Origin of the sequence: Stratiformator vulcanicus, from assembly GCF_007744515.1 — a bacterium.
Taxonomy (GTDB): Bacteria; Planctomycetota; Planctomycetia; order Planctomycetales; family Planctomycetaceae; genus Stratiformator; species Stratiformator vulcanicus.
The window spans coordinates 1,383,640-1,405,891 of sequence record NZ_CP036268.1 but is presented as its reverse complement, the minus strand read 5'-3'; the positions used below and the strand labels follow the sequence as shown (position 1 = coordinate 1,405,891).

Genomic DNA, 22,252 nt, shown 5'->3' with positions numbered 1-22,252 from the left:
ACTGCGATCAGGGATTGATCCCGTCCGCAGCCGGAGCCGACTCCGCAGACTTCGCCGTTGGCGGAGCAACGCCCGGCCACAGAATCGTGCGACCGTCTTCCCCCGCACTGAGCAACAGCGACTGCCGGGCCGCGAAGTCGACCGATGTGACGGCATCGGTATGACGTTCCAGCACGAGCAGTTCCGTGGCTCCCTGAGGTTTCGATCGAGCCTGATCGTTGTCTGCGCCGTGAACCTCCCAGTTGCTCAGTCCGTCCCGATCCCAATCCCACAGCCTGACCGTTCCGTCGTCACCGGCGGTAAACAACCGGTCGTAGCGTTCGGCAAACGCGATCGACGTGACCGGCGCACCGTGACCGCGGGCGACAGAGATCGGCACGACGGAGAGCGACTCGCCACTGCGTCGTGCCACCCATACGGCTGCCGAGTCATCGGCTGATGCCGTCGCGAAGACATAGTCACCCTCGGCCGGATTTGTTGCCGCCGCATCGTTTGACGCGGCGAGTCTGTTGGTCGAATCGAAGGCCAGGTCGTGAATCGGCCCTTGGTGCCGGAACAGTACCGGGTGAGCCGACAGCTTGATCGACTGAATTCGATCATCGGCGACTTCCCACGCGAGGAGTTTGCCCGAGTCGTCGCCTCCGAATAACAACGTGCCGTCATTCGAAAAGGCGAGCGCCGTGATCCGTCGATCGCTCAGCGGATCGGACTGCGACATCGATTGGCTGATCAACCGGCTGGGGCGACTTCGACTGACAGTTCGCAACGCGACCGCCCCTTTGACCGCCGTCGCGAAGCGGTAGGACTCGTCTTCTTCGTTCGCAGAAGCCGGGGCGACGGCGATTGCATCGATGCGACCGGTTGCCCTGGGTGGTTGAGCGGAAAAGGTCGCGTTGAGCATCGGAGTCGTCGCGTCGAGCAGCAGTACGGAACCATTGAGGGTTCCGATCACGATGCGTTTTCCGTCCGGCGTAAATGCGGCGGCGATCGCTTCGCCGGGGTTGCGAAAGGCCCCGTGTTCCCGGCTGCGTGTCGCGACGTCCCACACCGCCACGCCGCGGAGTCCCGCCGTAAAGACGGTTCTGCCGTCCGCTCCGAAAGCCGCCGCGAAGACGCGATCACCCAACAGATCGGAATTGAGGAAAGGAACGGTCTCGCGATTTTCCCCGACCATTATAGGCTGCCCCGTCTCCGGGTCGAATCGAACCTCTTTGAAGTCTTCCGTGTTGAGAAGGTGGACTGCCCCGCCGCCCGAACCGGCCGTGGTGGGAACGATTGTGACAAGCAATTGCGTACCGTCGGGCCGCATCGATACCGAAGAAATCTGCTGCTGTTTGAGTCCGATATTCCAAACTTCCTGCTTCGTTTCGAGGTTCCACAGGCGTAGTTCGTTGGCTGCATTTCGCGGGCCGGAGGTCGTCACGGCGAACTTGCCATCGGGCGTGACCTCAAGTTCTTCCACCCATCCGGGGTGCTTGAGCGACCAACCCGAATCGGGTTGACCATCTGACCCCGACCAACGAACGACCGTGTAATCTTCGGCTGCCGAGAGAACTTTTCCGGTGTCGGGAACTTCTCGGATGACCGTCACCCGCGGCGATCGACCGCTGTGAACCGCGAAGGACTTCAGGTCCTCTGTTTTGCGAGACCAGACATAGCATCGCCCCTCCGAATCGCCGACATAAAGCCGCTCGCCGTCGCCGGAAAACGCCGCCGCGGTCGGCTCGTTTTCACAACTGATGATCGCGATCGGCCGAGGACTGGTCTTCGGATCGACGACATCGGCCAAGCTCCAGAATGCGAGACGATGATCGCCGGCATCGGCATCGCTGTCGGTGACGAGCCAGCGACTGTCCGGTGAAACGACGGGCCGCAGCGGAGTAAATGCGTCAAAGCCTTCGCTTCCCTCCCGCCCTTCCCGCGGCAAACCGGCCAGCCGAGCCCGTTGCGTCCGCTCTACGACACTCCACACCTGAGTCACGCCGTCGTAACCGGTCGTGACGAGGTATTCGCCGTCCGGTGTCGGAACGACAGCCGTCAGGCCGGCATAGCGATCGTGACCTTCGGAAAACTCACGCCGTTTATCGGGGTCGGCGAGATCGACCACCGTGACGACTTCGTCTCGGCCGGTGGTCACAATTTCGTCACCCGATTGCGAAAACTTCGCGGAGAGCACCGCGCCGCTGTGACCGGTCAACTCCGCCGGGAGATTTCGAACTTCACCACCGGCGGCAAGGTTCCACCGCACGACCCTGCCGTCCGCTCCGCACGAAACGAGTACCGACGGATTCGACGGGTCAAACCGACACGAAGTGACGACATCGGTATGCCCGCGATAATTCGAAAGCAGCACGCGCTGCGTCGCATCGATCGCGTTCGGATCGCCTTCAAGCAGATAAACTCTCACCAGAGTATCGGCACCGCCCGAAGCGATGAGCGTGCGCCCGTCATCATCGGTCGTAGTCGACAAGCCGGTGACTTCAGAATCATGGGCCTGGAACCGATAAACGGACGGGTCAGCCACGTCGCCCACTTCTCCCCCGGTCGCGAGCCGCTTCACGATGTCGATGGCCGACGTCTGATCGAGTCGATCCGCCCGACGGACTTTGGCCGGATCCCAGATGAAAACTTGCCCGGCGGCGTCGCCGCTCGCGATGCGGCCGTCGGAGAGGCTCGACAGACAGGTCACTTCGCCTTCGAGATACTGACGGTTATCGGCCGACCGGACTAATCGTCGGTGTCCCTCAAAAGCTCCTTGAAGTTCCAATTCGAGGGACGAGCCCGCACCCGACTTTCCGAAAATCGCGACCGTGCCGTCGAGACCGGCGACGCACAGATAATTTTCGTCGCTGGTCATCACCGCGTCGGTCGCGGTCCACTTCGCCGATTGGGGCTTTGTCGCGGCGAGAAGTTCTCCCGTCTCGACATCCCAAATTCTTGCGATTCCGTCATCGCCGGCCGAGAGCAATTGCGAATCGTTCGCAAGAAACCGAAGCGTTTGAATTTTCCGGCTGTCGGTCAGCTCAAGCTTGAGCGGCGAACGTTCCTCGCCGCGAGCATAAATGAAGATCGGGGACAGCGAGCCCGAAGGCGATGCCCCCGCTGCGGCATAAAGAAGGCCGTCGCTCGAAGCGGCAACGGCATCAACCGAGAGCAGTCCTTCCGGCCGTCGGACCGCGATCGGCTGGGCATCCGCAACGCGAAACTCTTTCCCCTGCCACAATTCGACGGCCCCGTCAGCGGTACCGAAGACGGTCAGTGATTCGTCTCCACTGACGTCAACCGCGAGAACCGGCGATGCGAGTTCCAGTCGGTCGCTGCCCTGACTGCAAAGATACATCAGGTGTTGCCACTCGAAGCCGCAGTGCTGCGGCGACCCGGCGGCTAACTCGTTGAGCAGCCGCAGCGCTTCGCGGAGATCGTTTTCTTCGATCCGCTGATTCGCGAGCTTGATCCGCGCGACGTAATTTAAGAACTCCTGCTCTCGCTTGGCGACTTCGGCCTTTTGCCGTTCCTCTTCCGCTTTTCGTTTCGCGATCGCCTCTTCAGCGGCAGCACGTCGGGCTTCGCCTTCGGCCCGCACCGCAGCAACACGGGCTTTCTTTTCCTCTTCGGCGGCGCGTTGCGCTTGTTGTCTGGCGAGATTCGCTTCTCGCTCTGCGGCGCGGGCGAGTTGCTCTTCGGCGATCGCCTTTTTCTCGGCTACTTCGGCCTCTCGTCTCTCGACTTCGGCGATCTCACGCTGTTGATCCGCTTCCTGCTTGGCGACGACCGCCTCGCTCCACTGGTACGTCACGCCGCCGAATCCGCCAACCGTCACGAGGACCAACGCCGCGGTCAACGCGGCCGTCGTATAGCGACGACGCTCGAGTCGACGTTGGGCGATCGCGTATTTGTTGCGGGCTTCTTCGTTTTCGTCCCAAAGTGCAACGGCATCTTCGAACGAGGCGACGGCGCGGCCGAGGTTACCCGCTTCAAGCTGCTGATTGCCCCGCAGCGTCAGCGTAATGCTTTCAGCGTTGCGTTCGTACTGCCGGACGGCGTCTTGCAGTTCTTCGACATTCTGATAGCGATCAGCCGCATCCGCCGCCATCGCTTTGTGAGCGATCTCCAAGAGCCCTTCCGGGGCATCCGGCCCGGCGTCGCGGATCTTATTCTCGGACGCGGCGACAACGCAGGCCATCAAGTCTTTGCCCGCGTGCGGCGGATGACCGCTGATCATTTCGAACAGGATCGAGCCGAGCAGATAGATATCGATCGATGCATTGATCGGCTTCGTATCGCCCTGTTTCCAGCCGCCCATCACGAGAAAATTGTGAGCCGCTTCGGGAGACATGTAGGCGGGCGATCCACCCATCGTGACATTGCGGACGATACTGTCGAGCTTCGGAAATTCGTCGGTCGCGTACGCGAGGCCCCAGTCCATGACCAGCACTTCGCCGAATGCCGCGATCAGCACGTTCTCCGGCTTAAGGTCGCGATGCACGACGCCGCGGGAATGTCCGAATGCGATCCCGTCGCACACTCGCATGAAAATGTCGAGATTCTCATCGAGCGTTTTTTCGGCAAGTACATCGTCCCACGTCACCCCGTCCACTCGCTTCATCGAGTAAAAGAGGTTTCCGTCATCGTCCCGTCCCAAATCGTAAACGGGAACGATATTCGGGTGATTCAGGTTGCCGGTGACGATCGCTTCGCTGGCAAGATTATCTAATTGGTCCCGCTGCTTGCGACCCTCGGGCTTGATCGTCTTGAGGGCGACTTCGCGATTCATCGACCGCTGTCTGGCCAGGTAGACAACACCCATGTTGCCCGCACCGAGCCGCCCGTCGATGCTGTAATCGGGCGTCGATGCCGGTTCGTCAACCACTTGGCCGGACAGCCCTGTCACCCCGCGAATGGCGACCGACGTTTTGCCTGAGTAGATCGTATCGGACCGGCCGCCTTTCAGACCGGAGACATTAGCGGTCCGTTTCTCGTTCTTCGAACCCGGTTCAGCCGACTCTCCTCCGAGATAAGCGGTGACTCCCTGTCCCCAGACTTCGAAATCTTCCTCCGAGAAATCACGCAGACTCAACGTCTTGCCGAGATCACCGTCCGAGGGTGTTGCCCCCGGTGTTGTGACCAACGTCTGGTCGTGTGACCCTCCGATCGGTTCGTGCGTATCGGAATCCTTGGCACCATCAAAGAGGTCTCCCTCGACGATCGTGGCCCCGAAATCAGCTTCGGGCTGCCGGGCAGAACCGTCGATTGAGATTGTTTTACCGAGATCGGTCGATGCCCCCGTATCATCCGGCGTGGACGTATCGGTCTCGCTCAGTTGCACCGTCGCGCCGAGGTCGGGCGACTCGTCCGAGTTATTCGATCGCGGATTGATCGCTACCGTTTGTCCGGGATCTACTTGTCCTGGATCAACTTGTCCGGGATGAACGGTTCCCGAATCACTTCCTCCGGAATCGAGATCGTTCGGGGCAAGCGTTCGGTCGTTGTCCGAGCCGTCAACGACGGCCGTATCGGATCCGACATTTCGGTCGGTGGAGCTGGCCGGCGAACTGGAATCGGTACCCGGCTGTTGAACGGCGACAGTCGAGTCGAATGACTCTTTGGGGTCAGCCGATCCGTCGGAAAGTTGAACCGTTCCGCTCGTCTCCCCGGCATCGTGATCGCTTGCGAACGAACGCTTCGTCAGATCCGCACCGCACTGCGCGCAGCGACTCGTCGTCACTTCCAGTGACGTCAGTTCGTGGCCGCACTCCGGACAGGACCCCAACTTAACCCCCGCTCAACCGAATTCTAACCGGAATTCACTTAATAACAGTCCGAGTTTGCAGCCGACGATGGCGCAGCGACATCAGTCGACGAACGCCAAGCCGTCGGTCATCAATCGCAACCGCACCGCTGCCGGCAATCACGGCGGATTATTCATCCCCGACGATTGATTGAAGGCGACGGCGAAGTCGGGAGACGGGCGACCCCAGTTCGCGTTTGCCGCCGTCAGCTCGACGGAGCCGACTTCTCATCCTGAGCACGGAAAGCGATCCGAGGCCAATCGCCGCCCCGGCAGTCGGTGTTTCCCCGTCCGATCGTAACGCGTCATCACCACCGGCGTCATCCTCCGAACCTTGATTTGGCGACGATTCGACACGATTGCTGATCGGGCGTGCCGTCGTGCCGTCTGATCCGGTCGGTGGCGATTGGGCATCGTCGATTGCGGGTTCAGCAGAGTCGGTCGACTCAGAAGTTTGAACCCCGCCCGGTTCCGTCGTAATGACTTCGGGACTGTCATCGGAGTCAGAACCGGAATCGGAATCACCGTCGGTCGAATCAGGATCGATTTCAATATACTCCCCGCCGCGAACGTAAAACGGCAGCCCGATCGCCCGTTCCGAGCCGTCCGGATTCTTTTCAATAAACTGGTAGGTGTTTTCGCCGAGGAACCCGGCCAAGAGTTCGCGATTTTGCGGCGCGAGGAAGAACGACGGAATTTCGATGTCGCGGTAACCCTCTGGGTCGTTCGGATCAAACACCCGCAGAATGAGGATCGTGTCGAGACCCGCTCCCGATTGACCGCCGGCCCCGCCGAACTCTGGGGCCCGCGACTCAAACGGAATTGAACTCGCGGTCGTATCGCCGACTGGTATGCTCTGCTCAACAAAGATCGGTGCGGGGTCATCTCGCTCAGGCAGAATAAAGGCGAATGCTTCCTGAGGAAGCACGGAGATCGGAATCGTCGTCGTCTCTTCGACGATGCCCACCGGCTCATTCGGTTGGAAGATTCCCACGGCGCTTGTCTCGGAAATCGCTTCTGTGATGCGAATCGTCGAAACGCCGACCGTTGCAACGATTCGGACAGCCGGATTGCCGTTCCCCGCCAGAGCCGATCGACCGCTCAGGAAGAACTCGTCATAGGTGTTCGAGAATGGACCGAACCGGCTGGTGACAAGATCGCTGTTGATGTCGGTCACGATTTGCGTCGTTCCGCCACCGGGTGACAAGTCGGCGTCGTCATCGAATTCGACGACCGCCTGAAGCCCCGCATCGGACCGCACCCCATCGACCGTATCGACCGTTCGCCCGGCATCCAGGAAGAACTGCACAAGGAACGGGTCGCCGAGATCGATCTCAAATATCCGAGCTCCGGCGTTGTTAAACGCTCCGGTAAAGTTGGGCGGGTCGCCGACAAGACGTTCGACGAAGTTCGTGTCGGTATCTCTGGTTTCCAGGTAGCCGCGATCAAATTCCACGGCACCCGTCGTTGCTTCGGCATCAATCAGGGGCGTTGTTCCCGTCACGATGACGGCGTGCCCGATCGTCGCACTGCCGCTATTCGCCAGCAGCCTTGCCGTGTTTCCAGCCAGCACTCGACCGAAGATGCCGAGCGTTGTCGTACTGGCACCGGCCGGCGCCCCGGTGCGACTAATAAGAGTCGCGTCCACCCCGGCTGCAATTGCCGCATCGGTGGCGTTCGGCCCGTTAAAGAATGCCGTGCTTACAGCGGTGCCAAGGTCGTTCAGGAAGAGGTCTCGCTGGGCAGTGACGGTCACCGAGTTATTAAAGGAGCCGACCAGCCCGCCGATTTGTGCATCGCGGGCGGAATTAACTGTGATTGACCCCGAAAGTGATTCGACCGTTGCGGTCCGATCGCTGACTGTGATGTCGCCGGCCAGCGAGGTGACGAAGATCGGTCCCGCGACGCTTCGAATTGCAGCCTGTGTTGCGGGACTGCCGGAAATTAATACGCCGTCGTTGGTGTCAGAATTCTGACCGGTGCCAACGACCGTGACGGCTCCCAACCCCTCGCCGGAGACGACCGTGCGGTCGATTTCCACGCCCACATTTCCGACGGCGCCAGATCCCGCGTTTCCAACGAGCGTGATCACCCCGTTACCCGTCACACGGACCACCGATTCGATGGCTTCGATGCCGTGGCTGTTGTTCCCCGTTGCATCGGAAACTCCACCGATGAAGAGGCTTCCTGCACCGGAGCGGATCGTTGCCGCGTCGAGTGCGACACCATCGGTTGATGATGTTCCAGCCGTTGCTCCGCCCGAAACGATGAGATTACCGCCTTGCGTCGCCACGACCGATGTGTCGACGAATACGCCATTGTTGTCGGTTCCAGTCCCGGAAGTACGACCGTTGACCGTCAAATCTCCAGACCCTTGCGCTGAAATCTGCGAACCACGCAGAATTTCGACGCCGTCGATTTGCGAGTCGCCTGCGGTCGTCTCGCCGTCGATCAGTATTGACCCTATCCCTGTTGTGCCGACCGTCGCACCATCGAACGAGGCTCCCGCATTGCGATTGCCCGTAGCGGAAGAACGGCCGACGACAGTTAGATTACCATCGACCGACCGAATCGAAGAATCGACAACCAAAGTTCCGGCGACGTCGTCGGTCCCGAAGTTCGATATCCCGGTGACGTTGATTGATCCGCCGGTCGAAGCAACCTCAGAATTTTCGGCGACCAAAACTCCGTTGTTATCAGTACCAGTCGCGTTCGACGTGCCTTGGACCGTGATCGTGCCATTGACCGACAAAATTCGTGCGGCGTCTTCGATCTGTACGCCGTCGGTTAAATTTGTCCCGGTGCCGGTGCCCTCAATATTTATCGTACCACCGGCGGAGGTCCGGACGGTCGAGTCATCGATCTCGACGCCGTCGTTGTCTTCACCCGTGCCGCGGGCGGTGCCGGTCATTGCCACGTCGCCGCTACCGAACGCACGCACGAGCGAGCCGTTGATGATCTCAACACCACTGCTACTCTCGCTGGCGCCAGCTCCACCGGTTCCCTCGACTGAGATGTCACCGTCTTCTGTCGTCGCGACGATTGCGAAATCGAACAGCACTCCGTGATTCAGCTCGCCTTCGGCCCTGGATGTGCCGGTGACGGTGAGGTCGCCGCCTTCCGTGCTCAGGCGAGCGACGGTGACTAAAGCGCCAACGTTCGAGTCGGTTCCGCTTAGCCCACCGCCGAGGCCGTCAATCTCGATCGAAGCCTCGTCCAGGCCTTCGACCACACCGCCTGCAGAGACGACGACGCCGCGATTGTTGTTGGAAGAATTCAGTGTGTTCGCGCCGCCCGTGCCGAGGATCAGGATGTCGCCGTCGGTCGATTCGACGAGCGAACCGAAACCGACGACCTGCACGCCGTCGTTCTCGCTTTCCCCTTCGCCCCCCTGACCGATAATCGTGATCGTCGCCGCACCCGGGCCGTCGCCGAATGAGATGACCTCGGCCCCGTCTTCGATCTCGACGCCGTCATTGCCCGTCACGCCGGTTTCGGCCGATCCGCCGCCGGTCCCTTTGATGAAGATGTCTGCGAAGTCGGACAAGACCGCCGCGTCGTCGATTTCGACCCCGTCGTTGCCATCGCCGAGCCCGCCCGCGGTCCCGGTAATCGTGACGGTCGCTGTCGTCGGTTGATCATTGAAGTGATCGACGATGGCACCGTTCAAGATCGCGACGCCGTTGTTGTCTTCCGACCCGGCCGCCGTTCCGCCGCCCGTGCCGTCGATGGTGATCGACGCGTCCCCTTCGGCCACGACGACGGCTTCGACGGAGATCTCGACGCCGTCATTGCGGTCGTCGGCCCCGCCTCCGGTCCCGGTGATCTCGATGTCGCCGTCGATCGAGGCCACGAACGTGTCGAACCCGACGACAGCGACGCCGTCGTTATCGGACCCGTCCCCGCCAGCGGCCCCAATGATCGTGACCGTTGCGGCCTCGGTCCCCGTTCCCGAAGACTCGACCAGTGAGCCGCCGATGATCAGAACGCCGGCGTTGAAGTCGGTCCCGTCGGTGCTGCCGCGCCCGCCGATCAGGAGGTCCGCGAAGCCCGTCGTTACCGCGGCGTCTGCGATCTCGACGCCGTAGTTGTCGGTTTCCGTTCCGCTGCTGCGACCGGTGATCGTGACCGTCGCGGCGGTCGGGTCGCCGTTCGTGTGACTCACGGCGGCGCCGCCGATGATGCTCACGCCGACGTTGACGGACGTCCCGGCGGGGGCGGCCCCGTCGATCGCGATCGACGCGTCCCCCGATGCGGTCACGACGGCTTCGAAGGAAATCTCGACACCGTCATTCAGTTCGCCCGCCCCGGCGCCGGTTCCGCGGATCGCGATATCCCCGTCGAGCGATGCGACGAGCGTGTCGGTCCCGTCGACGCGCACGCCGTCATTATCGTCACCGTCGCCGCCGCCGGTGCCGGTGATCGTGATCGTGGCGGCATCCGTTCCGTCTCCGAACGATTCGACCAGTGCCCCATCAAAGATCAGCACACCGATATTCTCGTCGACTCCCGTTCCCCCGAAGCCTTCGATTGCAATCGCACCGTCGATCGAACTGATCTCGACACCGCCGTTTTCGCCAATGCGGACACCGTCGTTGAAATCACCGGAGGCGTTAATGCCCCCGGTGCCGGTGATCGAGATCGCGGCCGCGTCGGCACCATCGGCGAATGAAGCGACGAAGGCGCCGGAGAGAATCCGCACGCCGACATTGTCTTCGATGCCGTTCGCCCCGGCGGTCCCCGTGATGGTGACGTCGGCGAACTCAGACGTGACGTCGGCGTCCTCGATCGCGACGCCGTCATTTCCGATACCGGTTGCGTTACTCACACCGAGGATCGTCACCGTTGCGGCCGTCGGGTTGCCGTTCGTGTGCGTGACGCCGGACACGTCGATGATCCGCACGCCGACGTTGTCGTCCATACCCGCCGTCACGGTCCCGTCGATCAGGATCGAGCCGTCACCGGAAACGGTCACCTCGGAGTCGAAGGTCACCTCGACCCCGTCGTTGAGGTTCCCGGTCCCGGTCGTCTCACCGATGATCGTGAGGTCGCCGTCTTCGGTCTCGACGAGCGATTCGTCGATCCGGACCCCTTCGTTGCCATTCCGACCGGTGCCGGTCCCGGTAATCGTGACGGCACCATCCCCGGCCGCGATTACGTCCGAGAGTTCAATTTCAACGCCGTCGTTGTCGTCACTCGTGGCGCCGGTGCCGCCGCTGGTGCCCGTGATTTTAATATCGGCATTGTTCGAGGTGATCGTTCCGCCGTCGGTGACGAGAACGCCATTGTTTCGGTCGTCAGCCGCCGTGCCGGTACCGTCGATCGTGATCGTCGCTACGGTCGAAGTGGCGCTGGTGCTCTCGATGTTGCCGCCGAAGATCAGTACCCCGTTGTTGTCATCCGAATTTCCGGTACTTCCGCCGCCCGTACCGGCGATGGCGATGGCGGCGTCACCGTTCGAGGTTACTGAAGCGCCACCGGCAACGACAACGCCGTGGTTCACGTCCCCTCCAGCGACATTGCCGCCGGCAATGCCGGTAATCGTGATGTCTCCGTCGGTTGATATCACTGCCGCCGTATCGGCTCCGATGAAGACGCCGTTGTTATCGTTTTCTCCTTCGCCACCCGTCCCCAGAATCGTGATCGTGGCCGCCTCGGTCCCGGTGCCGGTCGAGATGATCTCGGCGTCCTCGATGAAGACACCTCCGTTGAAGCCCGTGTCGAGGAACGGTCCGCCGCCCCCCTCACCGGTGATCGAAATGGCTCCGTCGACTGACGTGATCAGCGTCTCGAGCCGGATGATGTTGACCCCGTTGTTGTCGCCACCACCGGCGCTCGCGGTGCCCTCAATGGTGATCGTCGCTGCGTTCGCTCCAGTCCCGGTCGAACTGATCTCCGCACCGTTTGTGATCGTGACGCCATCGTTTTCGTCACTTCCCGCGACCGCGCCCCCGCCGCCGGTGCCGGTGATCAAAACGGCGCCGTCGTCCGAGGCGATGAGCGTATTCCCGCCGCCGATCACGACGCCCTCATTCGAGAAATCGTCCCCGCCGCCGACGCCGATGATCGTGATGAGCGCCGCCCCGGCCCCGGCCCCGGTCGACTCGACCGTCGATTCATCAAGGATCTGAACGCCGTCGTTTTCGGAAGTGCCGTTGGCACTGCCCGTTCCGTCAATGAGGATGTCGGCGAACTCAGAAGAGGTCTCGGCGTTCTCTGAAACGACGCCGACATTGCCTTCGCCGGTCCCCGCTGCGGTCCCCGTGATCGTCACGGTGGCGGTCGTCGCAGAGGTATTGGTCTGACTGACGACGGCGAATTCGAGCAGACGGACGCCTACGTTGTCGTCGACGCCCGAAGCGTCGCCTGTGATCGCGATCGAACCGTCGCCGGAAGCCGTGACGACGGCTCCGAATGAGACTTCCACCCCGTCGTTTTCCAATCCTCCGTTGCTGCCCGTACCGTTGATCGCGATGTCCCCGTCGACCGAGCTGACTTCGCTGCCTGCAGCGGCAACACGAACGCCGTCGTTGCCGTTCCCCGTGCCGGTCGCCGTCCCGTTGATCTTGATCGTTGCGGCATTCGCCCCGGTCCCCGTCGATGTGACCATCGATCCGGAGTCGACCTGGACGCCGACGTTGTTGCTGCCCGTCGGCCCGCCGAAGCCGTCGAGCGTGATCGGCCCGAACTCGGATGTGATATTGGCGTTTCTTCTGAGGAAGATCCCGCTGAAGTCGCCCGTGGTGGTCGCGTCAATGACCACGTCCAAGTCGACGAACCCGTTTCCTACTCCGTCGCCTGTCGTCGTGATCGACGAGTTGAGATTCAGTCTGATCGCGTCGGTCGAGAAATTCGCCCCGCTGCGGTCGGCCAGGAATCGCACGTTCCCCAATCCGCCGGTGCCCGCGTTCGTCGTCGCGGCGGTCGTATCGATCGCCACATCGAGACCCGCATTGCGACCGACGAAGATCGTCTCGGCGAGCACGGTGAGATTGCCGGTGTTTCCGACTGCGTCCGAACCGAGGATCAGGTCGTCGTTCAAGTTGACCCGGTCGACACCATCTTGCCCATCGATCGTCAGCGCCGCGTTGAAGTTATTGGCGGCACCCCCTTCATCGGTCCCGTCGTCCTGATAAGTGATCAGGTCATCGCCGACACCGCTGTTGACGGTCAGTGAGACCGTCGGCGTATTGAAGGTCGTGAATTCACCGGCCGTCGACGAGGCCTCCATCGTGCCGTCGAGATTGTCCTGAATCGTGATCGTCTCGGTCGGGTCGAGACTCAGGTAATTCAGGGTCACGTTCTGGGCGTTGATGGTCGACAGGATCGGGTCGAGACCCGTGTAGATCACCTCGAAATCGAACGCGGTGTCGGCGTCCAGGCCGTCGACACGCACGAACCCATCGGTCAGGTTCGTGTATTCGAACTGGATCGTTTCGACGTTCGAAGTGGCGTCCTGCAGGATCTCGAGCGTGTCGCCCGGGTTGTTGTCGGCCGGGGTGATGTCCGGCAGTCCGCCGTTAAAAGTCACCGACTTCCCGTCGAGGGCCGAGACGTCGAAGTTCCGCAGGTTGACGACGAACGTGTCGTCTTCGGTCCCGCCGTCGAACACGAACCCTCCCGCCGGGATCGGATCACCGTTCAGGAAATCGAGCGTGACCGTGTTGTTTCCGCCGCCACCGTTGATGTTGAGGCTCGCGGTGAACGCCGGATCGAGTGCCCGCAGCGTGAAGCCGTCGTTCCCGCCGCCAAGGTTTATCGTAGTTGACGACACCCCGGCGACGGCGAAGACCGTGTCTACGAACGTGCCCAGCCCGGCTCCCGTATCGACCAATTCGATGAAGCCGGCAGCAACATTGTTTTGCAGTACCGCGCTGTCGACTCCACCCGTCAAATTGAAGATCACATCGGTCGCGGTGCCGCTGTTGGTGATTGGTTCCAGCCCAGCGAAGGTGATTGTCGCGACAACGGGATCGGTCGCGTCGTCATCATAAGCGAAGGTGCCCGCGTGACCGTTGGCATTGGTCGTCGTGAAGGTATAAATATGCCGCGCATCATCGGGGGCGACGGCGGAATTGGGATCGGTAATGATCAGCGCATCGCCCGTTGTCCCAGTCGCCTGGCCCGCACCATCGACCGAGATGTCGCCAGTCGCCCCGTTGGTGCGGTCGTAGGTGAAGGTATCGTCTGCGGCTCCGCCGACAAGATTCTCGATGCCGGAGAACGTTCCGCCAATCTTGCCGGTCAGCGTGCCGCCTTGAGCTGTGTCGACCACAAAGACGTTGCCGTCGTCATCTCCCGTCAGCGTGTCGCTGCCGCCCAGACCGTCGATCGATCCGGAAATTGACCCCGCGTTTTCAAATGTGAAAGCGTCGTCGCCCGTTGTGCCAGCCAGGTTGGCGACATCATTAAACGTGACTCCGCCCGCTGAGCCGGAATTACTCCCGGTGACGAGATAGTTGCTGAGTCCGACGAGCGAGTTATTACCGCCTTGCCCGTTGAAGGTGATCCCGCTGACGGGAACGGGATTGCCGTTTGTCGAGTCGATCGTCAGTGTGGAATCTTCACCATCCTCGGCATTGATCACGAACTCGACCTGCAGATCGCCATCGAGCCGGAACAGTTCGCTTGTATTAGTGCCGTCGAAATTCGTCAGGACCAAATCGCCAGTCCCCGCTTCGATGAACAACCTCATCTCGTCAGCCAGGTTATCATCGTCCAGATTCAAAATAACCGTGCCATCGCCGGTAATCGCGGAGGTCTCAAAGCTGAGGTCCTGCCCCTCGATCACCTCACCAGCAGCAATGGTGATTGTTTCGCTCGGATCGGTGATGACTCTGATTTGTCCGGCATCATCATTGAGAACGGACTCGTTAACCGTCAGCCCGCCACCCACGTTCAACAAAACATCACCGCCGGCATCCGCATTGCCAGCATCTTGAATTGACACTCCGTTGATCTCAGCGATCGTGACGCACCCGATCGTCGTATTGGCGAAGGTGTCAACTTCGAGCGCGTTCGCCGCGCGGAAGGAGATCGACGACCCGCTTTGCGCCTCGGCAGCGAGGGTCGACACGTTATTGGCGACCGCGGCGAGGTTGATATTGTCGCTGGTGCTGCGAACACCGAGAACGTCGGCGGTGATCGCGCCGGATGCGTTTTGAGTGACGTTCCCGGCGGCTTCGATTCCGACGTCGTCACCCGCCGCGATGACAGCCGCGTTCAGCCCCACAAAACCGGCATCGGACCGCAGCAAGATATTTCCGTCGCCGTTTGCTGTGATATTCGCGAAGGTGAAAATACCCCCGGTTATTGCCCGGATGGCGATATCGTCTCCCTGAGTGCTGGCGACGGTTGCGTCCGAGCCTGATGTGACACCCGCAATCGGCCCAGCGAAGAGCCCTTGATCGCCCGCTGAAGCCAAGACCGTTCCGATCGATACAAAAAACGAACCGAATCGGCCATGAACGAACCCGGCCGCACTGGCGGCGAACGTTCCCGCGACATGTGGAGACCCGGTGTTGCACAGGTCAATTGACCCAGCCGTTGAAACAACAGAAAGAGAAGCGGCAGCCTGAAGGGTGGCGGTACCGGTTGTGGTCACGTCGCCGACGGCGTAAATGCGTGTCGTAAATGCGCCCACGAAGCTGTTGATGTCAACGGTCGCGCCACTGACGAACGTCAACGCGCTGGTTCCCGCCGGAACGACCGTCCCGACAGTCGTGATCGCGCCGGCCGCGTCCCGGCCGATGACCAATTCACTCGCCGTGATTTGATCAAGTTCCGCATCGTCAAGACCGAGCGTGCCGGCGGCATCGGTGGCCCCGAGTCCTGCGTTAATCGCGATACCGTCCGTCAGCGGGGCCAGCGTCGTCACGGCGACACCGGAATTGATCGAAGCGGTCCCATTAATGTCGATCGCATCGGCGAACACGTCGATCGTGGCGTCCGTGGTGGCGACCGATGATCCCGCGAGGAAGTTGGCGCTTCCGGAACTGAACGAGACGGTCCCGCCATCGGTAACCACGGCAGTACTGACGTTAATCGTCTCAGCCGTCGCGACGGTGATGCTGCCGCCGTTGGTGTCGAGGGCGGCCGTTTGGAAGTTGACCGTATCGGCTTCCCCGGCATCCCGATCGGCAGTGATGATGAGGTCCGCATCAAACTGTGCGTCAACGCCCTGAATATTGACCGTGTCGGCCCCACTCCCTGCCGTGGTGTCGATCGTGATCGAGTCGGTCGGATTAATGAACGTGACTGATTCGCCGAGGGTCGAGTCGATCGTCGACTCGTTGTCGTTTGCGTCGCCATCGTCACTGAGCGTGATCGTCTCCGCGGCGGCAGTGAACTCAAAGACGCGATCGGTCGCATTAAGGTCGTCGTCGATCGGCTCCAGGCCGGTGTAACTGATCGTCGACGTGAGCGTGCCGTCGTCGAGGATGATGTCGCCGCTACTGGCACTCGCGAACGAATGGGTGACGGTCGCGTAAGTGGTGGTTCCGTCGATCAGCGCGAGGCTATCTTGGGCCGCTCCGCCCGCGCCGCCGTCGTAGTCGATGCCGACCTGCCGATACTCGCCCCGAACGGTCAGGTCGACCTCAAGCGAGGTATCGACGTTCGATTCGCCGACAATCACAATTGTAGTGCCACGGGCGATTACATCGTCGACAAGTTCTTCCGCGATGAGCTGCCCGGTATCGAATAATTGCAGCACGTCATTCGACGCGTCCCCGTCGCCGAGGTCGTCAACTCTTAATTCGAGGACATCGGCAAGTCCGTTATTAATGATCGTGACAGGTGTCGAGAAATCTTGTTGAATCGAAACCGTGAAGGCCGAGCCCGTGTAATTCGCGAAGGCCAGCCGATTGGCTTGGGCGCCGTCAAAGAACTCGGCGGTCACGTCATCGCCATCGGCGACACCCGTAAAGGTGCCGGTGACACCGCCGGTGGAATTAAGAAACGCGTAAACGTCTCCGGCATTAATCCCGGCGTCGCCGCCTGTCGGGATATCAAAGTCGAGCGTGACGCCCGCACCGGTCGTCTCGATGGTCGTCGTGCCGGTGACGGCGATCTGATCGTAATCGGTCCCGGGGGTCGGTGCGGTATTGGTCGTGTCGTTGACTTCGACGAGGAACGTCGAACCGGCCTGGAGCGACAGGTCGTTGTTGAATGTCAGCTGGCCGATGCTGTCCTGCGGCATCGCGCCGGCGGTCAGGGTGACTCCGGTTTGAATCGTCGCGTCGCCGGTGACGGCGGCGGTCCCGTGAACAGTGCCGCTCTCGAAGGTCACGCCGCCGGTGGCGAAGCTGAGGTTCGCGAGAACCGAGGCGATCCCGTTGGCCGCCGCGGCGACCTCCAAGGCCCCGGCTCCGGAGTTCGTGACCGGACCGTTGAAAGCGATGTCACCCGTCGATTCGAACCGCAACAGGTTCGCCGCGTTGGCGGTCCACGTGCCGTTATTGATCAGGTTGCCGTCGTCGCCGGCGGCATTCGAGGGGTCACCTGTCGCAACGATCGTCAGTTCGCCCCCGGCCAGTGCCAAACCGAGGCGGTTGGCGAAGTCTTGGTTGATCGTGAAGTCGATTGAAGTCGTCGCGTCGCTGTAATCGAGCGTGCCGGTCGCGAGTGAGACATCGGAATTGGTGATACCGCTCGCGGCGATCGTGCGATGCCCAATGAACCATTCGGCGGTTGCCCCGTCCACCAGAGAGGCTTCGCCGGCGACCGTCAGATCGATATTCCCCTGTCGCGTGCCGTCTGAACCGGCCCCGCCGTGACCAATTCCCGCGTCGGCGTTCGATGTCGCTCCCGCACCGGCGTCCAAGCTCAAATTGCCGGTCAGGTCAATGCGGATCGCCCCCGCGATCGCTGTTACGGGGTCAGTCGAGGCAACGTGGAAGCCAAGTTGAGCAAAGCCGTCGGACGAAGCCGCATCGTTACCGGTGAGTTCGAGATCGGTCGCGGCAACGTTTGTTGCGCCGGTTTTACTCCCGACCGCGATGCCATTTGCTTGGTTGCCGTCACCGATCGCGACGGAACCACCGCCGATACCGTAGGTCGAGTCGTCCGCAAAGACGGCGGCAATATTGAATGTCGTCCCCGTTAATCCCGTCGAGCCATCCCATCCGGCGACGACGTTAATATCGCCAGTGCTGTCAAGTTGAATCGAAGCGTTAAGTTCGACGTTCGCTTCGGAGAGCAGGTTTGCGTCCCCGCCACCGTTATTGGTGACGGATTGAGCGATCCTGAGATCGCCGGATGCAATCAGCGTCACATCGTCCGTCGCGGCGCCGTTGGCGATCGTCACACCGGTGGCACCGCCGACGATCGAGGCCCCGCTCACTTGGCCAACCGCAAGAGAGTCAGTGTTAGAGATATTGATGTCGCCCGCATCGGTGAGCGCCGCGATGGTGAGTGCTGTCACATCCGCCGCTGTTGCCGTGTCGATATCGTCGGTCACCCCGATGCCATCGGCGGAGAAGAACAACGCCTCGGCCGCGATGATGTTGGCGTCTTCAACACCGGCGGTAACGCCCGAATTGTTGTCGAAGATTGCTCCGACGCCAACACTGGGATCCGAGAGCGATACATCGGCCGCGGCGATGAATTTGCCGGCGGCATTAATTCCGTCGGAGTCGAGATTCACTTGGGAGAGGGAAATATTGTTCGCCGCGATGAGGACCGCATCGCCCTCGGTCGAACTGATCGTCGACCCGTCCTGCATCACGATGTCAGCGACCGTCGAGTTCAGTGTGATCTGTCCCGTCGTGGCGGAGACCCCCGGTTGCCCGGAGGCGACGGTAATCGTCCCGCCCGCGGTCAATGAGACCGCGCCGCTGCCGTCTTGATCGAGTTGGTTCACGGTGACGGCGTCGGTCTCGATAATTACAATGTCGCCGGAGTCCGTGTCGTCGACATCGAGTGTATCGATCGTCGTGCGGAGCGCATTGGCTGTCGTGCCGACACCCTCCGCGGAGTCAATGATCAAAGTTGCGGTACCGGTCGTGCGGCTGATCGTGACAGCGGATGAACTCGTTTGTGTCACACCGCCGCGATCAGTATCGGTCCCGGTCGCCCCTTCGTGATCAGCAATGATTTGAATGGTGTGCGCGGCGCTCGCCGTCGTGATTAAGCCATTCGCGCCGAGGATCACATCATCCCCAGCTTGGAAGAGGAACGTGGAGTCGGTCGCGGAGTCGAGCGAGACGGCCGCGTTGACGGTCAGGTCGTCATCGTTTGCCGTGTTATCATCCCCGGCGATGAAGCTCATCGACCCGGCGAAGGTCATGTTGCTGCTGATTGTCAGTGGACTCGTCGCGGTGATGACGCCGCCGCCGGCAAAGTTGCCATCCCGCCTCGTTGCGGCGTCCCCGTCGAGATCGATCAACTCCAACGCCCCAGCATTCGTGATGAAGACGCCGCCGGAAGTGGTGTTCGTGAGATCGAGCTGACTGACGGTTGTATTGAGATCGCCATTCGCGGCCGCGGAACCGATCCCGGTCGCGGCGTTGAGAATTGCCTGACCGGCGATGATATTGGCGGCACTGTCATCGGCGGAGCCGTCTGTAATCGCCTCGCCGGACGTGATGGTCACGCCTGTGACGCCGTCCGAAGTGATCGAGCCCACTTCAACCGCGCCGGTCGCTCTCATTTCGACCGAGCCACCGTTTGCCACCACGCTTTGCGCAATGATCTTGCCGGTGCCGAACGAACTCATTTCGACCGAGCCACCGGTTGCCACCATGCTTTGCACAATGATGTTGCCGGTGCCGAGCGCCTCGAAACTGATCTTTCCGCCGTTACTTTGAACGTCGGTGAGCGTGAGGTCGTTCCCGGCGTTCGCGTTCAGCCCGACTCCGCCACCTTGGGCAACCGCCTTGAGGGTCAGCGAATCGCGCACTTCCAGTTCCTCCCCGTCACCGATGCCACCTCCGGCAACGAGATCAATGTGGGAACCGATCAGATTGAACAGGCCCATGGCAAGACTCACGTCGTCATTGTTCTGCACGACGTCTTGGATTGACGAAGTGCCCGCAGCGGTCAATTGAATTGTTCCCGTGCCCGCATTGAGTTGTCCCAGATGCAAGTCGCCGATGCTGGTGATAAAGAAATCGGCACCCGGCGCGACGGTGGCTGCATCGACACGGCCGCTGGCAGAGATTTCTAACGGGGTGCCGCTGACACCGATTCCGTTCGCGCCGGTATTCATTGTGATGGTGCCGGCCGTCAGATCGGGCACTCCGCCAACGGGCCCGCCGGTGATCGCCCCGTTGGCATTCAGTGTGACCGCCTGACCGGTCGCGTCGATCACGCCGCCGCTAAAGTTAATATCGCCGTTCTGTGCCGTCAGTTCGACCGCACCACCGGCAGCGAGCGTGCCGGAGTTCAGCGTGATCTCATCGGTCGTGACGTTAACCGCGCCGCCGATCGTGCCACCATTCAGGGTCGTTGTTCCCGCACCAGCCGATTGCGTGAGGCTCGCCGCTTCAATCGTTGATTGGAAGTCGACATCGTTGGCATTTGTAATTGTGACCGCGCCGATCGCGGCATTCGCGCCGATCGCACCGTCGACAGCGATGTCACCGGTCGTGTCAACGGTGAGCCCGGAAACGGCGCTCCCGTTCTCGATGCCGTCGAAAATAGCCAGATCGCTCGAACCGAGGTTAAAGACGACATTGCTATCGAGTAAGAGCGTACCTTCGACCTCGACCACCCCATTACCGCTGGCGCCGGTGACGGTGACATCACCTGCCAGCCGGATTGTCGGGTCGGAATTGTTGCCTGATGCGGAATCGAAGAAGCCGAGATCGGCGAGCGCTTCGTCATTGCCGATCGCCCCCTGAATCGAGATTTCGCCGCCTCTGGCGGAGACGGAGAACCGTCGGTTGTTCGCGGCACTATCCGCATTGACATCCCCGGTGATTAAGAGGGAGTAATCATTGCCCGGCAATCCGTCATTAATATCGATGTTGAAGTTCGTCGTGGTCGGATGCGAGAGGATGACATCGCCATTGAGTTCGATCGTTTGCGCAGCCGTGACTCCCGTGGCTCCATCACCGTCCACGACAAGGCTGCCGCCGAGGATGATTTGATCCGCCGTGACGTCGAAGTCTTCAAAGCCGGTGCCATTGCCGACCCCTGCCTGAAAATCAATCACGCCACCAGCGGCGTTAATAACGAGGTGGGTACCGACATTTGCTGACGTGCCTCGGGCGTTCTCCGTAAACGTGACGTTCGCCCCTGTCAGCGTGAGCAGGCCGGTCGTCGCATCCCCGACCAATTGTGTGTCGCCACGATAGAACTGATCGCCGGTCGTGGTGACGTCCTGATTGACGACGATCCCTTCAGCTGTCAGGTCGATGCTGGTCAGGCCCGTCGTGAGCGCGGCGTCGACAATAATGTCGTCATCGCCGCCGTCGCCGTTGACTTCGAATGCCAACGCGAACGCATCATCAACCGACACAACGGTTAGCGAATCGTCTCCATCGCCCAGATTAATTGTGAGTGACGTGCCCCCTGTGACGTTAAAGACCACATCCTCGAAAGTACCGGGTGCTGTCCCCGCATCACGCAGCCGCATCTGGCCGTCATTCGCAGTGCCGAAGTCTTCGAGGACGGCTGTGTCCGTTGAGCCTGTCAGGTTGAAGATGATATCGGTGGCAGTACCGGTGTTGGAGATCGGCTCCAGACCGGTGTAAGTGATGGTCGAAGTGGTCGTGCCGTCATCGAGCACGATGTTGCCATCATTGGCATTGGTGGCGTTGTAAGTGGTGGTGGTGAAGTTACCGTTGGTCAGCACAAGTTCATCGTTCCCACCGGTGCCACCGTTAAAGGTGAGGCCATTCTTGAAGACGTCCGTATCGCCATCGAAGTCGACCGTAAGGGTGCTGTCGATGCCGTCTTCGCCATTAACGATGATCGGCGTGTCGAGCGTCGCGATGGCTTCCTGCGCCAGCAGGATTGTGCCATCGAAAAGCTGCACGATCCCTGCGTTAGTATCGACCTTTAGTTGAAGATCATCGGCGTTGCCGTCGGCGGCGAGGGTAATTGGATTCGTGAAGTCGGGCGCAATGAATTCAAAGGCACCGATGTCAACCGTGCTGAAGAATCGGGCCTCACCGCGTTGGTCACTCGCTAATGGCGTACTTCCATTGGAACCCTCTTCGGTGGCACGGTTATCCAGACCCGCATCGATCGCGGCGCTGCCGGGGGTGATCGCATGGGTGTTGGTCGGGCCGCCGTTGTCAGTCAGCGGTTCCAGGCCGGGGTCAACTGCCGTCCCGAATGTCGATAGAATGCCCCCGCCAGTTTCGATAATGCTGTTTTGCACAACGATTCCTGGACTGAGGCCGGCGGCATTGCTGCCGCTTGCATCGCTGGCCGCGTTGATCGAGTCGGCGAAGATCGTGTTGTAGGCGACGATGGTCGCTTCGGTCGTCGCAATCACACCCACATCTTCAGTGC

2 protein-coding genes are annotated in these 22,252 nt (G+C 61.0%); both read right to left on the bottom strand.

Annotated features, from left to right (window positions below):
- Nucleotides 1–7: 7 nt before the first annotated feature.
- Nucleotides 8–5,770: a protein kinase domain-containing protein gene (locus Pan189_RS05310; protein WP_310821115.1), complete on the bottom strand. Its 5,763-nt coding sequence runs from the start codon at nt 5,768–5,770 to the stop codon at nt 8–10.
- 148 nt (nt 5,771–5,918) lie between these two features.
- Entirely contained in the window at nt 5,919–22,235 is a 16,317-nt protein-coding gene (locus Pan189_RS05305) for a choice-of-anchor Q domain-containing protein (protein WP_145362915.1), read from the bottom strand.
- Nucleotides 22,236–22,252 lie beyond the last annotated feature (17 nt).